A 19,602-nucleotide genomic window follows, 5' to 3' on the forward strand; every position below is an offset into this window, starting at 1 on the left:
CATCTAGTATACATGGTGTAGCGAAGGGAATCGACAACTATTTACATATCTGGATGAACAACGAGCACATCACATTTGGCTGTATTTAAAATATGCATCGTCACATTCCCAACAAAGCGTTCGGCTCCTTTTTTTGGACTGCGTGCTCCACAAATAATAAGACCTGGTTTAATTTCTTTGGCAATTTTTGGTGTAATTAACTTTCTAGGCGAACCAGCTTCTACGATGATTTTCACACGATCATAACGTTCGGGTGTATCGGATTGCGCTTTATACGCCGCAACGACTTCTTCACATTTTTTATAAGCATCATCAGTCATTTGTTCAAATGTCATGGCAACATAGCTCTTCATATACGGTATGGCGCGCATATCGATAATACGTACTAAATAAACGTCCGAATCATAACGTCCTGCAACGACAATTGCTTGTTCAAATAATTTATACGACATTTCTGTTCCATCTACACAAACCATGATTTTTTCATACATGTGAAACCCTCCCTATTAGTTTTATAGTTTATATAGCACTTTTGTAAGCGCTTCAAACCTCCACTGGCACTTGTGGCACAAAAATGAATAAGGCGAATATTGTCAATTCCTCCCCTCCTTGTCTATACCCGTATTTGTTCTGAGAAATGTGGGTATAGGGTAATAATTCTGAGAAATAGGAGTGATGAACGTGAAGAATAGTGACAACATGAGCGAGCGCTTTATCGAAATGGAACGGCTTGAACGTTCAAAGGATTCACATGAATGGCTCCTTTGGCAGACGATAAAAGAAACTTTCGCGAAGCGGACCAGTAAAAGTTATTGGCGCTTTCCTTTATATACGCTAATTGAAGACCGTATGCAGCAACCTGATCTGTTAATTATTGACCGTGAGGAAGGTATTTTTTTGATTCAAGTGCACCTAGGCGAGCTTGATGAGCAAGAACTAATTGCTGCTAAACAGCGCGTTGATGCTCATCTTGAGGCGTTGATAGACATGTTTAATCGCGATCCGCGCACAGAAAATAAAGTAAATGGTAAGGTGTTTGTAGCCGTACCACATGCGGCTCACCAGCAAGTTGCAAAAAATGAAGGATGTTTAGGGGCAGAAATGTTGACGCCTAACCGGCTGTTGCAAGCTATGAAAGAGGCGCCGTACCAAGTGAAAGGGGCACGCTTAAATGAGGAGCGCTTTTTGCTTATACAATCGCTGCTAAATGGCAATCGTATGCGTGAGCGTGAGCAGCGCCCGGAAAAGAGTGGCACGCGTTATGAAGTTATTTACGAGCTCTCAAAGCAAACGCGAGAAGTGGATTTAAAGCAGCATGAGCTCGGCAAAATAATTCCACCGGGGCAACAGCGGATTCGTGGTATTGCTGGTACCGGGAAAACGGTTGTGCAATGTCAAAAAGCTGCGCATATGCATTTAAAACATCCGGAGTGGCAAATTGGCTTTGTGTATTATTCGCCGCATTTACAGGCGACTATTATTGAGCAAATCGATCATTGGCTACGTTATTTTAGCAATGATACGATTAATTATGAAATGGCACAACATCAAATTCGTATCATGCCATTTTTTGGTGACGAAGGTTTTTACGCGACGGTGTGCGATGCGCATAGCTATGAGCCACCAAGTGAAACATTGCTTGAAAAACAACAACATATTACGTCTAAAAGTGATTTAGTTGGAGCGTTGTGCTGTGAATTTTTAAACAATGTTTATATTTTTACACAGCTATACGATGCGTTATTAGTCGATGAAGGCGAATGTTTCGTGACGCAAGATGCATATCGTTTTGAGGATAAACAAGCCTTTTATTGGCTCGCCTATCAGCTCGTACAGCCACTTGCCAATGAGAAGGTGAATCGCCGCCTAATCTGGGCATACGATGAAAGTACGGATTTAACGAAAATGTTGACGCCGACTGCACGTGATTTATTTGGTGAGGACCTAACATTTCGCCATTTTGTGACCGGTATGCACAAAGGCGGTTTATTAAAGAGTGATATCATGCAGCGTTGCTATCGCACACCAGGGTCGATTATTGTCGCCGCACATACGATTGGCATGGGGCTGTTGCGGCAACGTGGTATGTTAGCGGGTATTACAACGAAAGATGCCTGGCAACATCTTGGCTATGATGTACGAATGGGCGTGTTTCAAGAAGGGGAACGAATCGTGCTATATCGTCCTCCAGAGCATTCGCCAAGCATTGTGCAAAAGCTCTGGAAGGGCGATGTGTTGACGCTTGCCACACATCCGTCACGCCAACAAGAACTCGATGATTTAGCGAGGCGCTTGCAGCAAAATGTATATGACGATGAACTTGATATAACACGTCATATTGCGGTACTAGTCTTTGGTGATGATGAGGCGTTATTAATGGAAGTTGCAGACGGGCTAAACCAACGTGGTATACAGACGCACATACCTGATGAAGAAACATTTTCGATGCCGGGTGTGGTGACTGTGACAACGGTTCAGCGCGCGCGCGGGCATGAGGCGTACATGATTTATATTGTTGGTATCGACAAGCTTGCGCGTCAAGAGTCCAATCAAGCGTTACGCAATGAGTTGTTTATGGCGCTGCTTCGCACGAAAGGTTGGTGTCATCTGTCGGGTATTGATGGGGGAATCTTTTATGAAGAATTACGTGATGTGATGCAATGTGGCAATACAATCACGTTTACGTTTAAAAAAAGTACCGATCGTTAGCGCTTCTTAAATAATGAATGACTAATTTCGTCATAATTATCAGAAATTTCTCAGACGTCAAATAGCGTGTTTTCGATATGACATATTTTTAAAAAGCGATAATGCTAGGAGACAAGGCTTGTATATGGCGTAAATAATTGTTTAACGATGGAAAAAGCAGCTCTTTTCTAGTTTGAATCGAGCTGTTTTTGTTTGTTTTTAGCACTTATTTTTTAGAGAGGGAAAAATAACATAAAATCATCACGTTAATCTTATGAAAAGAGGGTAATAAACAATTAAATACAGTAAAGGGGTGTTTCGATGAATATTCGTATTGCGACAATAGACGATGCTCGGCAACTGTTAGAGGTTATTGAAAATGCCGATGCGTATGACTCAGTTGTTTTTCAGTTAGAAGAAATCGACTTAAGAGAAGAGCGTATTGTAAAATGGATGGAAGATAATAAAGATTTTATGACGATTTTTGTAGCGGAGGAAGATGGCGATATTATTGGCTATCTACAATTGAAGCGTGGTGTCATACATAGCACAAAACATTGCGGCACAATCGCGATTGGTGTGCACAGTAAGGCACGAGGCTCAGGCGTTGGTACAAAGCTTTTTGAACACATGCACGAATGGGCGCGTGCGAATCAACTTCATCGCTTAGAACTGATGGTATTAACGAATAATGTCAAAGCGATTTTCCTGTTCCGGAAAATGGGTTATAAAATTGAAGGCACAAAGCAAGATGCGATGTGGATTGATGGGCGATATATAGACGAATATTCGATGACGCGTTTTATTGACGAAGAATAATATCCGAAGGCAAAGCATTTCGCTTTGCCTTTTTCTATGCGTTTTGTATCATAAGATGGCAGAGAGGTGATCGAGATGGTAACAATTTTAGTTGCTGATGATGATGTGCATATTTTAGAGCTTGTATCGCTAACATTGCGCGATGCCGGTTATGATGTCAAAACAGCAAAAGATGGTATGAAGGCGCTTGAAATCGCGAAAAATCAAGCCATTGATGCGGCCGTACTTGATGTGATGATGCCGTTTATGGATGGCTTTTCATTAACGAAAGAGCTACGCAAGCGCTTTGATATGCCAATTATTTTATTAACCGCAAAAAATCAAATTAATGACAAGGCGCAAGGTTATGAATCGGGGACCGATGATTATTTAGTGAAGCCTTTTGATGTACAGGAGCTCTTATTCCGTTTAAAAGCCTTATTGCGCCGCTACAATGTGTACGAGGACAGCGATGTGCTAAAAGCCGGCAATTTAACGATTTATAAGTCGAGCTTTAAAGTGATTGTTGGCAATGAAACGTTTTTCTTGCCACCAAAAGAATTTGAGCTGTTGAGTTTTTTAGTAGCGAATAAAAAACAGGCATTTACACGTGAACAGCTGATTGAGCACGTATGGGGCTTAGATTTTATTGGCGATGAGCGGACAATCGATGTTCATATAAAACGATTGCGCGAGCATTTTCGTGATTTAGCAAAAGATGTTGAAATCAAAACGGTGCGCGGCATTGGCTATATGTTAGAGGTTTACGCATGAAAATGAAAACACTTTATACGAAATTCGTCGTTGTGACGGTTTGTATTATGATTGCGAGTTCAGTCATTGCGTTTGTGTTATCAAATGGCTATTACCAATATAAGTTAAAGCCTGAAAATGATTTGAAAAATATGCGGATTGCACAAAGTATTGCGGAATTCACAGATGTGCATGCGGATATGTCGCTTGATGATTATTTGGAAAATTTATCGGAAATTGGCTATCAATTTTATATTGTTGAAGATACCGGCGAAGAGCGCTTTTATGGCTCACCATTTCGCAATAATGACCTATCACAGCAAGCAATCGATGAAGTACTTGTTGGTGAACTATATCATGGTATGCGCGACTTTCCGCAGCAAACATTTGTCACAGGCTTTTTTGCAAATGAGCTAACGAATACAGTAGGGGTGCCGCTGACGCACAACGGGCATCATTATGCGCTGTTTTTACGCCCGGATATTAAGCTATTATTTAATGAAATGCATGGCCTATTTGGCGTGATGTTTGCGGCGGCGATTTTACTAAGCATTTTATTTGTTTTTGTCAGCACGTATTATTTAGTGAAACCGATTCGTAAATTAACGCGTGCTACGCATGTCATTGCAGAAGGGAAATTTGATGTGCCACTTGACGTCACAACGAAAGATGAAATTGGGCAGCTAGCGACAAGTTTTTCACATATGACTGCGCAACTGGCGAAGATGGAAGATGTGCGCCGTCAGTTTATTTCTAATGTGTCGCATGATATTCAGTCACCATTATCTAGCATTAAAGGCTATACGAATTTATTGGCGAAAGACTCGCTGACCGATGAGCAAAAGCGCTCGTATATCGAGGTAATTAATAGCGAAATTCAACGTTTATCGAATTTAACACAACAGCTCTTGCAATTGACATCGATTGACCAAATGCAGCATTTAGTAAAATTTGAAACGGTTAATTTGACGGCATTGTTGCAGGAGATGCTACATCAACATCAATGGAAAATTGGACAAGCGGGGATTATGCTGCGTTCGCAAATTGACGATATTGTGCTCGAAGCCGATACGGTGATGGTTGGCACAATTGTTGATAATTTATTAACGAATGCCACAAAATACAATCGCGAAGGTGGGAGTATTGAGCTAATTGCAAAAAATGATGGCGAGCAGGTCATGTTACAAGTCAAAGATAGTGGCATTGGCATGACAAATGAGCAACGCGCGCGTATTTTTGAACGATTTTACCGCGCTGATGATGCACGAACGCAAACGGTGTCAGGCTCAGGACTTGGATTATCAATTGTTGAGTCGATGGTGAAACTGCATAACGGGACAATTACGGTCGACAGTACGTTGCATGGTGGTACAACATTTACAGTTCGATTGCCGAAAAAACAAAGGTTATAAGAAATAATAGAGAAAATGGCTTTCCAGTAAGGATGTGCCGTTTTCTCTATTTATTTTAAGAAACAGAAGTATATAATAGTTAGTAATTATGAGAAAATCTTTAAGAATAAAAAGCCTAAAGACTTATAGCTACATCTAAAAAAAGAATGAATGGACCTACAAAATAAGTAGAACTGTACTAGAATCATAAACAATCGTTATAATATACTATAATTATAAAAAGAGAACTATTATCTTATTAGTGCTAGCAACTAGAGTGGGAGAAAAAAATGCGAGAATTGTTATTTTTACAAGTGAAGCCAGGGTGTCTTTTTTTTAATCAGTTGACAATTGATAATGTCAATCGTGCAAAAATATCGTTAATTATTGTTATTATTTTTGAGTTATCCTTAGTAGTACGTAATATCCTCGAGTACGGCTTGTCAATGCATTACTATGTCATTTTTTATAGCGTGCTGTTAGTCGTATCGATTGGATCATTGTTGCTATTATGGTATTTGCCGAATAAGGAACAACATATTCGTTTTTTAGATCGTTTTATATTTCTCTATTATTTATTTTTTATTTTATGGGGTGGCGCTTTAACAGCTCTAGATCAAGGGTCTTATGGGCAAGTGACGGCCTATTTATCGAATGTATTAGTCGCTGTGTTAATGTATCATTGCTCGATGCGCAAATTTGTCGTGCTACAATTTGTGCCACTTGTTATCGTGGCGTTTGCGATGCATTATGCACAACCAAATGAAGCAATATTTATCGGTCATTTAATTAATATGACGATATTTATGGTCTTTGCAACGATTGGTTCACGCTTTTTATATAATAACGCCGCACAAAATCATTTACAGCGCGAATTGTTATGTGAAACAAATGAAGAGCTTGAAGCGTTAAATACGGAATTGGAATATTTATCGGTGCGTGATGAATTAACGACATTGCCCAACCGCCGCGGATTGTACCGCTATTTGGAGCAGCATTTACACGATGAGCAGCAAGTAGTCAGTGCGGTTATTTTAGATATTGATGCATTTAAACATTACAATGATTTTTATGGCCATTTAGAAGGCGACTATATCTTGCAACGCGTCGCAAAAATTTTACAGCAACAAGCTGAACAGCATCGTGCGTTTGTGGCGCGTTTTGGTGGCGAAGAGTTTATGTTTATTTGCTTTCATGATGATGCAGAAAATGTTGAGGATTTTGCTGAAGATGTGCGCCAAGCGGTTTTTCAAGCACATATGCCACACGCCTCTTCACCATTTGCGGCATTTTTAACGGTGAGTTTAGGCGTGTCTAATTCGCATAGCGCGTCAACTGTTAATATGACGCAATTGTTTAAGGAAGCAGATGAAGCATTGTATGAAGCGAAACATCGTGGCCGCAATGGTGTTTGTCGGTTCGATGACGTAGCAATAGGGGTATAAAAAAAGAGGCTTGGACAAAACATTTCATGTTCCTTTTTAGCGTTCGCCACAAAAAACCGGAACCGCGCCACCGCGCGATTCCGGTTTTTCTTATGCTCATCTGAGATGGTGTTTTTATACTTATGTCCAAGCCTCTTTTTATTTAAGCGACTGGATCTAATAAGATCGCTAATTCATCAATATCATTAATATGGTAAGTTGATAAGCGGTCATCTGCCGTATGAATCGATAATTGATTTTCACCAATAGTTGTTACTGTACCGATTGTTGTACGATTCGCATTTTCAACGATTACTTTGTCATTAATTTTTACATTTTGGAATTTTGTCATGTAAAACGCCTCCTAGTTAATAGATGGCTGACTTACAGCGACATAATCTCGTTTTTCGTATTTTTCCAACGTTTCTGCGATGTTGCTGTCTGTGTCAGCTGTCAGAAATGAGTATCAGTTGTGAGATGTCTGACCTTTATTCTGTTTCTATGAATACTATACAACGATTGTAGCTGTGCGTCAAAGTTTTTGTCCTCAGCGTATAAAACTTCAACATTTCAATATTTTAAAAAAACAAAGCAGCCGATAATGTATAATAGAAAAGAGACAAAAAATAGACAGTGCATAAAATTTTTGCATGATAAAGAAATGTTTGTGTAAAATAAAAGTAATTTATTTTGCGATAAAACGAAATCTACGAAGGGAAGGAATGCTATGAAACAACCGGAATTAACGGCGCTGTATCGCTATATTACAAATCATGTCGAAGCGGGGATTCACGCTATTGACGTGCAAGGAAAAACGCTTATTTATAATGATAAAATGCGTCAATTAAAAGGAATTTCAAGCGATGAGCGCATGGAACAAGCACTTGATGCACGCGGGCAAGATAGTTTAATTTATCATGTTCTCAAAACGGAGCAGCCGATTAAAAATCATCGTCAAAATTATTGGCTTAAGTCCGGTGAAGAATTTGTGACGCTATCGGATTTGACGCCGGTGTATCAACAACAGACCTTGATAGGCGCCGTTGAAATCACACGTGATATTACCGAGCAGGAATTGCTTGCCTATCAACCGCTACGCCGTTATGGGAAGCCTTTATTGTTTGAAACAATTACGGCTGTATCGAAAAAAATGGCACGCGTCATCGACAAGGCGCGCATGGCCGCTGAAAATCAAATGCCGGTGTTATTATATGGGGAGTCTGGCGCTGGAACGGACCTTATTGCAGAAGGTATTCACCACGCGTCAACGGTGAAGAAAGAGCAGTTTGTGACATTGATTTGCCGGCACGATGAACAGGCGCTGTTATCGCAAATTGCTGCACTTTTTGATGAGCAACAAAATGTTACGGTCTTTTGCGAACGTCTGGAATATTTAAGTTTAGAAGGGCAGCAACGTCTTCTAGAATTGTTTGAACGACATCATGAGCACAATCAGTTTATCGCCTCTGTTGGCGATGATCCGATTGATTTAATTAGCGAGCAAAAGCTATTAAAAGAACTGTATTACTTTTTTGCGTCAGTATGTGTACGCGTGCCGGCATTGCGCGAACGTAAAGAAGATATTCAACCATTTATTGATGATTATTTTAAACGTTACCGCGAGACGACCGGCAGCCAATTAGAAGGCTTGTCTGAGCGCGTTGAACAACTTTTTATGGACTATGAGTGGCCAGGGAATTTAAAAGAACTTGAAATATTGCTTGATGAAACGATGAGTACAGTAACAAATGAACGCCAAATTGATGTTGACCAATTGCCGATGTCATTTCGTTGGAAAGTACAACGTGAGGAAGAGGTCGAGCCGGTGCAATCGATTGTCGTGACATCAAAGCAAGATATTCGCCCGCTGACCATTTTTATGCAGGAAATGGAAGAATATTATATTAAAAATGCACTTGAGCTATTTGATGGTAATGTTTCACAAGCGGCGAAAGCATTGGATATCCGCCGCCAAAGTTTGCAATATCGTTTAAAAAAATTTGAAGATTAAGCCAAAGGATTTTGCATTTGCAAAATCCTTTTTTCGTGTAATAATTTACTTAATGATTCGTGAATAACTTTTTCGCACTAGCGTAAAATAATAATACGCGTGTTTTTATTATCGTTTCAAAATTTTGATTTTTCCGATTATTATTGGAAGTATACATATGAAAAGAGGGATTTCATGTCAGATAATGGATATCAATTAATTGCCATTACACTTTATATGATTTTGATGCTTGCAATCGGCTGGTATGCATTCCGTCGCACAGACAATTTGACGGATTATATGTTAGGTGGTCGCTCACTCGGGCCAGCCGTTACAGCATTAAGCGCGGGTGCTGCAGATATGTCAGGGTGGTTATTAATGGGCTTACCGGGTGCTGTATATGCGGCAGGGTTAGTAGAAGGTTGGATTGCGATTGGTTTAACAATCGGAGCCTATACAAACTGGCGCATTGTGGCACCACGTTTACGTGTCTATACACAAGTATCAGACAATGCGATTACGATTCCGAGTTTCTTAGATAGTCGCTTAAAAGATAGCTCAAAATTATTGCGCATCGCATCAGGTCTTATTATTTTAGTATTCTTTACGTTTTATGTGTCATCAGGTATGGTATCAGGCGGTGTGTTTTTTGAAAGTTCGTTTGGTTATTCATACCATACCGGCTTATTTATCGTCGCTGGTGTCGTCGTTGCCTACACGCTATTTGGCGGGTTTTTGGCGGTAAGTTATACAGACTTTATTCAAGGACTTACGATGTTTGTCGCATTAATCGCTGTGCCAATTGTTGGATTGTATTATACGGGCGGCGTATCGGAAACGCTCGCAACGATTAAAGAAGTCAATCCGGATATGTTAAGCCTTGTCGCAACAGCAACAACGGCCGGTGTTATTTCAAGTCTTGCGTGGGGGCTTGGTTACTTTGGTCAGCCACATATTATCGTTCGTTTTATGGCGATTTCAAGTGTTAAAGAAACAAAACAAGCGCGCCGCATTGGTATCGGTTGGATGTTTTTAAGTTTATTTGGCGCTGTCGCAACGGCGTTAGTCGGCGTAGCGTATTTTAAGCAAAATAATTTAACTTTAGAAGATCCAGAGACCGTTTTTATCTCACTTGGTCAAATTTTCTTCCATCCATTTATTGCCGGCGTCATGTTAGCAGCCATTTTAGCAGCAATTATGAGTACGATTTCATCACAACTAATCGTTACATCATCAGCATTAGTCGAAGATATTTATAAAAAAGTATTTAATAAAAATGCCTCTGATAAACATTATGTCTTTATGGGGCGTATGGCTGTATTAGCCGTCTCGCTCGTTGCATTTTACTTATCATGGGAACAAAATGACACGATTTTAAAATTAGTATCGTTTGCATGGGCTGGATTTGGTTCGGCCTTTGGACCAATTATTTTATTAGCGTTGTACTGGCGCAAGTTAACAAATTGGGGCGCGTTATCAGGCATGGTTGTTGGAGCAGTCGTTGCGTACGTTTGGGGCTCAAATGCTGCACTACACGCGATGTTGTATGAAATTGTGCCAGGTTTCTTCTCGGCTTTAGTAATCGCCATCATTGTTAGCCTTGTGACATATAAGAAAAATGAGCGTATTGAGCAAGAATTTGATGAAACATTACGTATTTTAAAAGAAGAACATTAATTAAAAAGACACTCTTGTGCTAAAACAGCCAAGAGCGTCTTTTTTTAATATTAAATTTGTTTTCCTAAAATAACTAAATCACGTTTAATACCGTCTAATTCGGCAATTGCTGGATAGAAGCCCCATTGCTCAAAACCAAAATGTTTAAACAGCGCAAGGCTCGGTGTATTATGACCAAAAATAAAGCCAAGTAATGTTTCAATGTGTAACGCAGGGCAAGCATCTAACGCAAATTGAATTGCTTTTTTTCCTAAACCTTGGCCGCGGAACTGTTCGTCTAAATAAATACTTACTTCAACCGTACCATCGTAGGCAGGGCGTCCGTAAAAGTCTTGAAAGCTAATCCAACCACAAATCATACCATCTAATTCGATAACCCATAGTGGGCGGCGTGCTTCGGTATGTTCATAAAACCACGGCGTGCGATTTTCAAGTGATACTTCTTCGGTATCGGCGGTTACGGTGCGACTAGCGATTGTTGAGTTGTAAATGTCTACGATGCGCTGTAAATCTGCTAACTGTGCAAAACGAAATGTAGGATTTGTCATGTTCATCACTCCTAAATAAATACTATGCTTAGAATAACATATTTCTTGAAAAAAACGCATTCACATCATATTTGTTACAATCATGTTTCTACTATGACTAATTGTTGCAAAAATATTACTATTTAATTGTAAGATGATTACATTTGAAACGAATGTCATAAAGGTTTAATGCGCCGCTTTAAGGGTATATCAATATAATAGAATAGAGGATATAGTTACATAAAGAAATCTAGGAGGAAATACATATGAAGCATTTTTTAATTCGTGCAGGCGTTTCACCGCTAGACAATTTTGATGCAGCTTATATGGCCGCAAATAATTCAATTGGTAGTAACGTCGGAAATTTAGTTTATGCGTATAGCATTTTCCGTACATTAATGAAAGAGGACGTCAAAATTACACCGGATTACTATAAAATTAATCCGAATCAAGCGGCGTTTATTAACGAACATTATGACGGTTATATTATTCCGTTAGCTGATGCTTTCCGTGACAAATTTGCGCCTAAATTACGCGCTTATACAGATTTGATTAATCGTTTAACGATTCCTGTTTATGTTGTTGGCGTTGGCCTGAGTACAGACTTTGACCCAAAAGCAGGCCAAAGTTACGCGTTTGACGATGATGTACGCAATTTTGTGAAGGCGGTATTAAATAAATCGGCAATTGTTGGTGTACGTGGACAAATTACGGCGGATTATTTAACGGGATTAGGCTTTAGAGAAGATATCGATCATATGGTCATCGGCTGTCCATCAATGTATATGAATGGCCGCGAATTAGTCGTGCGCGATACGACGATTACGAAAGAGTCGATTATTTCGGTTAACAACTCACCAAAATCACCCGACAATGTGCTTGATTTTATCGATCGCAGTATGCGTGAGTTTGACAATCACCACTTTATTCCACAATGGTTACGTGAGCTACGCATGTCGTATTTAGGTGGCCCGGATTTACCAAATTCCGATAAAAACTATCCGTATTCGGTATCGCATTCTTTATATCAAGAGGACCGCGTACGCTATTTCTTAGATGTTCCAAGCTGGCATCAGTTTTTAGAGTCAACGGATTTAAGTTTTGGCGCGCGTTTACATGGGAATGTAGCGGCGATTTTAGCGGGCACGCCAAGTATTATTATTCCAAAAGATGGTCGTATGCGCGAGCTAGCAGAATACCATAATATGAACTTTATTTATGGCCCAGAGATTACCGATGAAACGTCGATTTGGGATGTTATTGAACAGAGTGATTTCCAATCGGTAGCACGTCAAGCACCGGCTAATTTCGACCGTTATATTCATTTCTTAAATCAAAATAAAATTCCACATATTTATGAGGAGACGAATCATCCGAGCGATATTTATTTTGATAAGCTTGTTGCAGAGATGCCACAACGTGAAGCCATTCCATCGTTCTTCACATTATCACAAAATGCGAAAAGCAAGCGCTGGATGAGTTATGTTGAAGAAGAGAAGAAAGCGCAAGAGCGTAAATTTAATGCGCAAAAACGGCGCCTTGATAAAAAAGTAAAGGCATTGCAATCAAAAGTAGATTTCCAAAAACGCACGCTGGATCGTAAAGCAGTTAAAACAGCGTTAAAAGCGGCGAACTTATTTACAAAAAAATCATAATCTTCATAATGAAAACGGCGGATGACGTAAATTCCGCCGTTTTTTTTATCGTTATTTATAAAAAAATGACATGAACAGCATTAAAAAAATACATATCAGTTTACAATGTTGTTATTTTATTAATAAAATAATGTATAGAAAGGGGAAATGTGGAATGAGAGATAAAAAAATGAATTTAGCGGTGCAAATTTTAATTGCGCTTGTACTTGGAGCAATTGTCGGTATTATTTTAAATATTACGTCACCATCGTTATTTGAAAAGTTAGACGGCTTATTGTTTTCACCACTTGGAACGATTTTCTTAAATCTTATTAAAATGCTTATTGTGCCATTAGTATTTTTCTCGATTGCAGTTGGCGTCGCAAACATTGGCGATCCGAAAAAATTGGGGCGTATTGGCGCAAAAACGATGATTTTCTTTTTAACAACGACAGCGATTGCAATCATTGTAGGGATTTCATTAGCGCTTGTCTTTAAGCCAGGCGAGGTGGGGTCATTTAACACCGAAGGCTTATCGTATGAAGCGACTGAAGCACCACCTGCATCGGAAACGCTGTTAGGTATTATTCCAGCGAATCCGATTGAGGCGATGGCGTCAGGGTCGATGCTACAAATTATTTTCTTTGCTTTATTTATCGGTCTTGGCTTGAGCTTTCTCGGTGAAAAAACAGCGACTGTACAACGCTTCTTTGAGCAAGCGAATGAACTGATGATGTTTTTAGTAACACTAGTGATGAAAGTAGCACCATTCGGTACATTTGGTTTAATCGCATCAGCGGTTGGTTCACAAGGCTTTAGTGCGTTAAAGGCGATGTTACTTTATATGGTTGTCGTCTTGCTTGCTTTAGCAGTACATTTCTTTATCGTGTATGGCGGCGCGCTTAAATTTATGGCGAAACAAAATCCACTCAAAGTATGGAAAACTTATATTCCAGCATTAACGGTCGCATTTAGTACATCAAGTAGTAGTGCCACGCTACCAGTTGGCATGAATATTGCACAAAAGCAACTTGGCGTGCCAAAATCGATTAGTAGCTTCGTTCAGCCACTTGGCGCCACGATTAATATGGATGGGACGGCGATTATGCAAGGGGTTGCGACGATTTTTATCGCGCAAGTATTTGGCATTGATTTAACGATTCCACAAATGGCAATGGTCGTTTTAACGGCTGTACTCGCATCGATTGGGACAGCAGCTGTACCTGGTGCCGGTCTGATTATGCTCGCGATGGTATTAGAATCGGTTGGTCTACCAGTCGAAGGGATTGCGCTAATTATCGGTGTCGATCGTTTACTTGATATGACACGCACGATGGCCAATTCAATGGGAGATTTAACATGTGCTTTATATGTCGCGGAAAGCGAAAAAAATAAAGGGGTTACATTTAACGAAAAAGATGTGGCAGATTCTGCATCACAATAACACAACGGGGATGGCGTCTTCATGACGTCATCTTTTTTTAGTTAATGACGCGTTTTTTCGGGTATACTAAAAGGGATAATAGAGACGATGAGGTGGCAATATGGCAGTGGATTTAACGGGAAAAACGATTTTAATTACGAGTGGTGGCACGCTCGAAAAATGGGATAAAGTACGTGGTCATACGAATATGGCCACAGGAACGATGGGTACATATTTAGCAGAAGAAGCACAAAAGCTTGGTGCAACGATTATTTATTTGAATGGGTATTTCGCAAAAAAACCGAGCAATACCGATAATTTATCGTTGATTACATTTGAAGGTATCGAAGATTTACGCGACAAAATTAAGCATATTGTGACGACGCAAGCTATAGATGCTGTGATTATGGCGGCAGCTGGGAGCGACTGGCTTGTTGATGAAATTTTAGACCAACAAGGGAACCCCATCGCGGAAGCGGGGAAATTATCGAGCGATGAACCACCAATCATTAAATTTAAAAAAGCACCTAAAATTTTGCCACAAATTAAAACGTGGAATCATGATTTAACGCTCGTTGGCTTTAAATTAGAAGATGCGACAAATGACGAGCTTGTTGCGCGGGCGACAAAGCGCATGGCGACGTCAAAAGCATCGTTTATGGTGGCCAATCAATCAAGTTCATTGTATACGCCTGATGTGGATCATTATATTATTGATGAAGCGGGAAACTATACGATTTTTGCAGGTAAGCGTGCCGCGGCACAAGGGTTAATGGCAACGCTAGCGGCACATTTAAACGAGGCTGGGACAGACGTGTAACAACATCCTCTCAGATGAGCATAAGAAAAACCGGAATCGCGCGGTGGCGCGGTTCCGGTTTTTTGTGGCGAACGCTAAAAAAGAAAAATGAAATGTTTTGTCAAAGCCTCTATTGAATGACTAATTGCTCTAATAAATCGATGACGCGTGGTAAATCTGCTAACGTTTCGATTGTCGCATCTGCACCAAGCGCTTCAAATTTTTGTTTTGTCGCTTCGATTGCGGTTGAATATCTTCTTTCTTTACATGCTTCTGCTTATTTTTTAAGCCGTAGACAATATTGTCATAGGCTGTTAAATGCGGAAACAGCGCAAAATCTTGAAAGACGATATTAAAGCCGCGATCTTTCATCGAGACGTGCGAAATATTTTGCTGCTCATGCGAAATCGTACCGCCACTCAGCTGTTCTAATCCTAAAATGACATTGAGTAGCGTTGTTTTTCCACAACCACTTGGCCCAAGTAATGACAAGATTTCTCCGCGCTCAATTTGAAACGAAATATCTTGCAATACTTGTTTCGGGCCAAAATTTTTACAAACATCGTTTAGCGCTAACATACAATCACCTCTGTTTTGTTGATAGCTTTAGTATAGGGGCTTTTTGTAAATGGCACATACGATTTGTGTAAATGTTGGGTAAATTATGAGTATAAGTTGACTATATGTTGAGGCTCTTTAGTATAGTAGATACAAGGAGGTCGTAGAAATGTATCCAAAAGAACGACAAAAACAAATCATTCAATTGTTAACAGAACAGGATATGATGAAGTTAACCGATTTAAGTACGCACCTTGAGGTATCAATGGAAACGGTACGCCGCGACATTCAAGCATTAGTTGTCCAGCAAAAAATTGAAAAGTTTTACGGTGGCATTAAGCTTGTGCCAACACCTGAGCAAGAATCATTGATCGCTGCACGCATGCATGAGCATATTGATGAAAAAGAAAAAATTGCACGCGTTGCCGTTCATTATATAGAAGATGGTGATACGATTTTTCTTGATAGTGGCTCGACAACGTATCCTCTAGCAAAATATATAAAGGAACGTCAAAAACTAACCGTCGTGACAAACTCTTTACCAATTGTTAATGAATTGATTGATAGTGAGGTCGATGTGTTGTTAATTGGTGGGAAGTTGCGGCATTCTGAAAAATCAATTACTGCTTATGACATGCTCTTTCGGTTTGACTATTTAAACATTCAAAAAGCATTCATTTGTACGAGTGGTTTATCGCTTGAAAATGGTTTATCTGATTATGATATTGATGAAATTCGTACGAGACGTCAAATTATGGACAATAGTAAACAAACGTATGTATTGTGCGATCACTCAAAATTTGGGCATGATGTGACGATTAAAACGTGTAATTTAGCACAAGTCGACGGCATTATTACCGATGATGGGCTAGATAATACGATTAGACAGCAGTTTAATGAAGCGGGTCATAGGCTCATCATCGCTGATTAATGACATACATCGCGTAGAGTGTTTTTTTGTTATACTACTGTTAGAGGTGAACAACGTGAGAAAATGGGCATGGCTAATGGCAAGCATCGTATTGTTAAGTGCTTGTCAACAGGAAAATGAGGCGCCAAAAGCACCACCAATAGCTGAAACACCACAACAACAGGACGTAAAGTTATCTGCGAAAGAAAAACAGCTACTAGCAGCAAAAATCGATACGCGCTTAGCTGGGCGCCCACTCGTACGCAATAATGAGGAGCAGTCCGGCGTGATGTATGTAGAGCTAGTGAATTTAAATGACTCTGAGCAGCAAGAACTGTATTTTTTAACGAAGACGCCAACAGGCTATTTTGAAGAAGTTTGGGGCATTGTTGGTGGGCAAGTGCAACAATTATATAGTGAAGTGCTCGAAGGAGAGACAACACAGCGCTCACTTGTCACGCATAATGAGCATACGTTTTTAGGCTCAACGATTGCATATGAGCAAGATGGCATGAAACAGTTGACAAGCACGTATCAACATGTCGATGGCGGAAAGTTACAATTAGATGCTGGCATGCACATTGAACTACCATTTGGCTCGAATGAACCGACAGCTGCCAGTAAAAATTTAGTGACCGACGAACCAGCAACGCTTGCGCAATATGAAGCGCTCGTCAAATCATATAAAGTGACGAAAACGATACTGAAAAATGAACAGGGCATTGTGTCAAGCGGTGTACCATTTAATGAAGCCAATGCGACGCTTGATGAGAGCTACGAAAAATTGACCGGTAACACGTATCAAGTAAAGCGTGATATTGCGACGATTTCACTAGAAGAACAGCAGGAGCTCATGACATATTTAGCGGCATTATCGCTGTTTCATGAGGACCGTACCATCGCGTCGTTAAGTGACCAACAGCTGTCGGAATATGCAGCGCGTGATATTGTAAGTGGCGCCTTGCGTTTTTTTGATGTACATTTCACCGATGTGGCAGAGTCAGTAAAAACGCTAGAAGGTTATACATATATTGGCTACAACCGAGCAGAGCTAGATGCCGTAATGAAAAAGTTATTTGGGCGCAGCGTGGCATGGCAAGATGTGTCATTCAAAGAGTCAAAGCTACCACAAGATTTGATCGTGTCGGACGACTATATTTATTTGCCGAAACTAAAAAAGCTGCCGCCAGCGACCTTGCCAATTATTCAACATTTAATTCCGCTTTCAGCACATGAATTTTATGTCGAGCTCGATTTTTATGAGCTTGCTAACAATCCGCTCGGTTATACGGAAGATACTTTTTTAGTACCAGAGCGTGTATGGTCGGATGATATGCGCCAAGCAGTAAAAGCAAGCGAGCCGAAAACAGGCTATGCAATTGTTAAAAAACAACAATCTATTCAAATTGAAAAAATTGTTTTCGGAAAAACAGTTAAGTATGAAGATATAATAAAAACTCGCTAATCTATATAATAAAAAAACATCGCTCAAAAGCGATGTTTTTTTATTTCACAGAAGCCATTAACAATTTTTCAATTTGTAACAAATCATTCGCCGGCATTTGTGAACGGATAAAAACAGTTGGCTTATTACTAGGTTGTTGCATAATCGTACAAATAATATTAACATCCGCTTCCTCGGGCGTATCGACATAATGCAATATAAAGCGCCCAGCAAAATGACTTTGCAAAAAGTGCTTCGCATAATCTTGATACAATAGTGTAAAATCGCAATAATAAAAAACGCGGACAGTCGGAATAAAAGAATCAAGTGCGATGAGCTTCGAACACATCGTCAAATGAATCGCACGAAAATGGTCCGAATTTGTCAAAGTCATCGCAGTGGCATAATGGTCCCATAAGCAATCGAATTTTTCCATATAAAGCGGGAAGCGTTCCTTTAAGCGCTCAAAATCAATTGATTGGAATGTAGCAACTAACCAAAAATCAATATAAAAGAGCGTACTCGCGATATAGTTTTTCGTCAGCATCATTTGAACCCATTGCTGCTCATAGACTGCAAGTGGACGGAAGTGTTGTTCAAACTGAGCAAACCATATAGAGCTACAACTAACTTCTTCTGTGAGGTGCTGTTGAACGGGCGTATAATCTACTACAGATGTTAAATTGACGATGTCAAATGCATCATAAGTTAGCAGTAACAGCCGCCAATCAACGTCGGTCCAATGAGTTAAAAAATTAGGACGTGGTGGCAACAGAACAGCATGAAACAATTCGTGCTCTTGTTGTGTAAGCTCGCTATGCTGACATAAACGCCTTTCTGTTAAAAGAACATATAAAGCGACAGTATGCAACAGATTCGTCGTATATGAAATGTTTAAATAATCGAAAATTTGTTTAGTGCGTTGGATATAATCAGCCGCATTCGTGAGCACAGGAATACGTGATATAGAGCGATGCGCAGTAAATAAAAAAATAGCGCCTAACATACGAATTTTATGTTCAGGTCCTGTGACGGAGAGGGTCGAGGTGCAAGAAAATTGTACATCATAAACGGTCGTATAATGATTAATCTCTTTGACTTTACGGCGCAATTTCGATTCACTAATATGTACAGATTCGCAGAAATCATATGTATTAACCGAGTCGTTGAGAAATGTTTGTATAAAAATATCGTATGCGAGCTCTTTTGAATAAATAAAATCAACATAATCTTGTGTATGAATACTATGCCGTAAAAAGCGAATGCCATGATGTTTATGAATAATAAACTCCGCTTCCTCCGCTTGATAAATTGTTTCTATTTCTTCTTTTAATTCGCGGCACATTTTTTTAATCGTTTCAACACTTGTATAGGTCAGTTTACTTGCTAAATATTGGCTCGACACATAATCATCCTGTTTATCGAGTAATTCAATAATGTCTTTTTTCAGCCATGTAGCTTTTGAAATACCGAACATCTGAATGCCTTCTTTCATATTTTTATTTACTCAGACATAAAAACTGACTTAGCAAAGCACTCTTATTTTACTATATACTGAACAATAACAGAATTAAAGTTTTGAAAAT

General features: G+C 39.6%; 17 protein-coding genes. 12 read left to right on the top strand and 5 right to left on the bottom strand.

Annotated features, from left to right (window positions below):
* Positions 1 to 41 precede the first annotated feature (41 nt).
* Complete coding sequence (locus V514_RS0111360) at positions 42 to 491, bottom strand: universal stress protein (protein ID WP_029500061.1); 450 nt, start codon at positions 489 to 491, stop codon at positions 42 to 44.
* Positions 492 to 672: 181 nt separating this feature from the next.
* Here V514_RS0111360 and V514_RS19135 point away from each other — a divergent pair, with 181 nt between their 5' ends.
* The 5 genes from V514_RS19135 (at position 673) to V514_RS0111385 (ending at position 7,075) form a co-directional block, all read left to right on the top strand.
* Positions 673 to 2,709 (top strand): DEAD/DEAH box helicase, encoded by a 2,037-nt coding sequence (locus V514_RS19135; protein ID WP_161630201.1) that lies wholly within the window; start codon positions 673 to 675, stop codon positions 2,707 to 2,709.
* 300 nt (positions 2,710 to 3,009) lie between these two features.
* Positions 3,010 to 3,507, top strand: a complete 498-nt coding sequence (locus V514_RS0111370; RefSeq protein ID WP_029500063.1) for a GNAT family N-acetyltransferase — start codon at positions 3,010 to 3,012, stop codon at positions 3,505 to 3,507.
* 75 nt (positions 3,508 to 3,582) lie between these two features.
* Positions 3,583 to 4,260: a response regulator transcription factor gene (locus V514_RS0111375; RefSeq protein WP_029500064.1), complete on the top strand. Its 678-nt coding sequence runs from the start codon at positions 3,583 to 3,585 to the stop codon at positions 4,258 to 4,260.
* Entirely contained in the window at positions 4,257 to 5,651 is a 1,395-nt protein-coding gene (locus V514_RS0111380; protein ID WP_327059466.1) for a sensor histidine kinase, read from the top strand. Before V514_RS0111375 ends, V514_RS0111380 begins: the two co-directional genes overlap by 4 nt.
* Positions 5,652 to 5,974: 323 nt before the next feature.
* Entirely contained in the window at positions 5,975 to 7,075 is a 1,101-nt protein-coding gene (locus tag V514_RS0111385) for a GGDEF domain-containing protein (protein ID WP_235073312.1), read from the top strand.
* Positions 7,076 to 7,217: 142 nt separating this feature from the next.
* Here V514_RS0111385 and V514_RS0111390 read toward each other — a convergent pair whose 3' ends face one another.
* A complete protein-coding gene (locus V514_RS0111390; protein ID WP_029500067.1) occupies positions 7,218 to 7,406 on the bottom strand; it encodes a hypothetical protein in 189 nt (62 codons plus the stop codon).
* A 375-nt stretch (positions 7,407 to 7,781) separates the two neighbouring features.
* Between V514_RS0111390 and V514_RS0111395 the strand changes: the two genes are divergently transcribed.
* Positions 7,782 to 9,065, top strand: coding sequence for a sigma-54-dependent Fis family transcriptional regulator (locus tag V514_RS0111395; protein WP_029500068.1), 1,284 nt, complete (start codon positions 7,782 to 7,784; stop codon positions 9,063 to 9,065).
* Positions 9,066 to 9,239: 174 nt separating this feature from the next.
* Positions 9,240 to 10,721, top strand: coding sequence for a sodium/proline symporter PutP (gene putP / locus V514_RS0111400; protein ID WP_029500069.1), 1,482 nt, complete (start codon positions 9,240 to 9,242; stop codon positions 10,719 to 10,721).
* A gap of 50 nt (positions 10,722 to 10,771) precedes the next feature.
* Here putP and V514_RS0111405 read toward each other — a convergent pair whose 3' ends face one another.
* Entirely contained in the window at positions 10,772 to 11,269 is a 498-nt protein-coding gene (locus V514_RS0111405) for a GNAT family N-acetyltransferase (protein WP_029500070.1), read from the bottom strand.
* A 245-nt stretch (positions 11,270 to 11,514) separates the two neighbouring features.
* On the opposite strand from V514_RS0111405, the gene V514_RS0111410 reads away from it, so the two are divergent.
* The 3 genes from V514_RS0111410 to V514_RS0111420 all read left to right on the top strand — a co-directional run bounded on the left by V514_RS0111410 (position 11,515) and on the right by V514_RS0111420 (position 15,125).
* The gene (locus V514_RS0111410) at positions 11,515 to 12,903 is read left to right on the top strand and encodes a polysaccharide pyruvyl transferase family protein (protein WP_029500071.1); all 1,389 of its coding nucleotides are present in this window, start codon (positions 11,515 to 11,517) and stop codon (positions 12,901 to 12,903) included.
* A 169-nt stretch (positions 12,904 to 13,072) separates the two neighbouring features.
* Entirely contained in the window at positions 13,073 to 14,326 is a 1,254-nt protein-coding gene (locus V514_RS0111415) for a dicarboxylate/amino acid:cation symporter (protein ID WP_029500072.1), read from the top strand.
* Between the two features lie 100 nt (positions 14,327 to 14,426).
* Entirely contained in the window at positions 14,427 to 15,125 is a 699-nt protein-coding gene (locus tag V514_RS0111420) for a phosphopantothenoylcysteine decarboxylase domain-containing protein (protein WP_029500073.1), read from the top strand.
* Between the two features lie 159 nt (positions 15,126 to 15,284).
* Here V514_RS0111420 and V514_RS0111425 read toward each other — a convergent pair whose 3' ends face one another.
* On the bottom strand, positions 15,285 to 15,683 hold the full coding sequence (locus V514_RS0111425) for an ATP-binding cassette domain-containing protein (RefSeq protein ID WP_029500074.1): 399 nt from the start codon (positions 15,681 to 15,683) through the stop codon (positions 15,285 to 15,287).
* Between the two features lie 148 nt (positions 15,684 to 15,831).
* Here V514_RS0111425 and V514_RS0111430 point away from each other — a divergent pair, with 148 nt between their 5' ends.
* Both V514_RS0111430 and V514_RS0111435 read left to right on the top strand, forming a co-directional pair.
* A complete protein-coding gene (locus V514_RS0111430) occupies positions 15,832 to 16,593 on the top strand; it encodes a DeoR/GlpR family DNA-binding transcription regulator (protein ID WP_029500075.1) in 762 nt (253 codons plus the stop codon).
* A gap of 55 nt (positions 16,594 to 16,648) precedes the next feature.
* Positions 16,649 to 18,037, top strand: a complete 1,389-nt coding sequence (locus V514_RS0111435) for a hypothetical protein (protein ID WP_029500076.1) — start codon at positions 16,649 to 16,651, stop codon at positions 18,035 to 18,037.
* 40 nt (positions 18,038 to 18,077) lie between these two features.
* Here V514_RS0111435 and V514_RS0111440 read toward each other — a convergent pair whose 3' ends face one another.
* Positions 18,078 to 19,511 carry a helix-turn-helix domain-containing protein gene (locus tag V514_RS0111440; RefSeq protein WP_081715043.1) on the bottom strand — a complete coding sequence of 478 codons (1,434 nt, stop codon included), beginning with the start codon at positions 19,509 to 19,511 and terminating at the stop codon, positions 18,078 to 18,080.
* Between the last annotated feature and the right edge of the window lie 91 nt (positions 19,512 to 19,602).

Origin of the sequence: Kurthia huakuii LAM0618, assembly GCF_000505545.1 — a bacterium.
GTDB classification, from domain to species: Bacteria; Bacillota; Bacilli; order Bacillales_A; family Planococcaceae; genus Kurthia; species Kurthia huakuii.

Excerpts from the sequence above, each read along its gene's own strand:
- V514_RS0111360 (WP_029500061.1), bottom strand. The coding sequence starts at position 491 with ATGTATGAAAAAATCATGGTTTGTGTAGATGGAACAGAAATGTCGTAT.
- V514_RS0111420 (WP_029500073.1), top strand. The coding sequence starts at position 14,427 with ATGGCAGTGGATTTAACGGGAAAAACGATTTTAATTACGAGTGGTGGC.
- V514_RS0111395 (WP_029500068.1), top strand. The coding sequence starts at position 7,782 with ATGAAACAACCGGAATTAACGGCGCTGTATCGCTATATTACAAATCAT.
- V514_RS0111440 (WP_081715043.1), bottom strand. The coding sequence starts at position 19,511 with ATGAAAGAAGGCATTCAGATGTTCGGTATTTCAAAAGCTACATGGCTG.
- V514_RS0111410 (WP_029500071.1), top strand. The coding sequence starts at position 11,515 with ATGAAGCATTTTTTAATTCGTGCAGGCGTTTCACCGCTAGACAATTTT.
- V514_RS0111370 (WP_029500063.1), top strand. The coding sequence starts at position 3,010 with ATGAATATTCGTATTGCGACAATAGACGATGCTCGGCAACTGTTAGAG.
- V514_RS0111375 (WP_029500064.1), top strand. The coding sequence starts at position 3,583 with ATGGTAACAATTTTAGTTGCTGATGATGATGTGCATATTTTAGAGCTT.
- V514_RS0111380 (WP_327059466.1), top strand. The coding sequence starts at position 4,257 with ATGAAAATGAAAACACTTTATACGAAATTCGTCGTTGTGACGGTTTGT.
- V514_RS0111390 (WP_029500067.1), bottom strand. The coding sequence starts at position 7,406 with ATGACAAAATTCCAAAATGTAAAAATTAATGACAAAGTAATCGTTGAA.
- V514_RS0111405 (WP_029500070.1), bottom strand. The coding sequence starts at position 11,269 with ATGACAAATCCTACATTTCGTTTTGCACAGTTAGCAGATTTACAGCGC.
- V514_RS0111425 (WP_029500074.1), bottom strand. The coding sequence starts at position 15,683 with ATGTTAGCGCTAAACGATGTTTGTAAAAATTTTGGCCCGAAACAAGTA.
- V514_RS0111415 (WP_029500072.1), top strand. The coding sequence starts at position 13,073 with ATGAATTTAGCGGTGCAAATTTTAATTGCGCTTGTACTTGGAGCAATT.
- putP (WP_029500069.1), top strand. The coding sequence starts at position 9,240 with ATGTCAGATAATGGATATCAATTAATTGCCATTACACTTTATATGATT.
- V514_RS0111430 (WP_029500075.1), top strand. The coding sequence starts at position 15,832 with ATGTATCCAAAAGAACGACAAAAACAAATCATTCAATTGTTAACAGAA.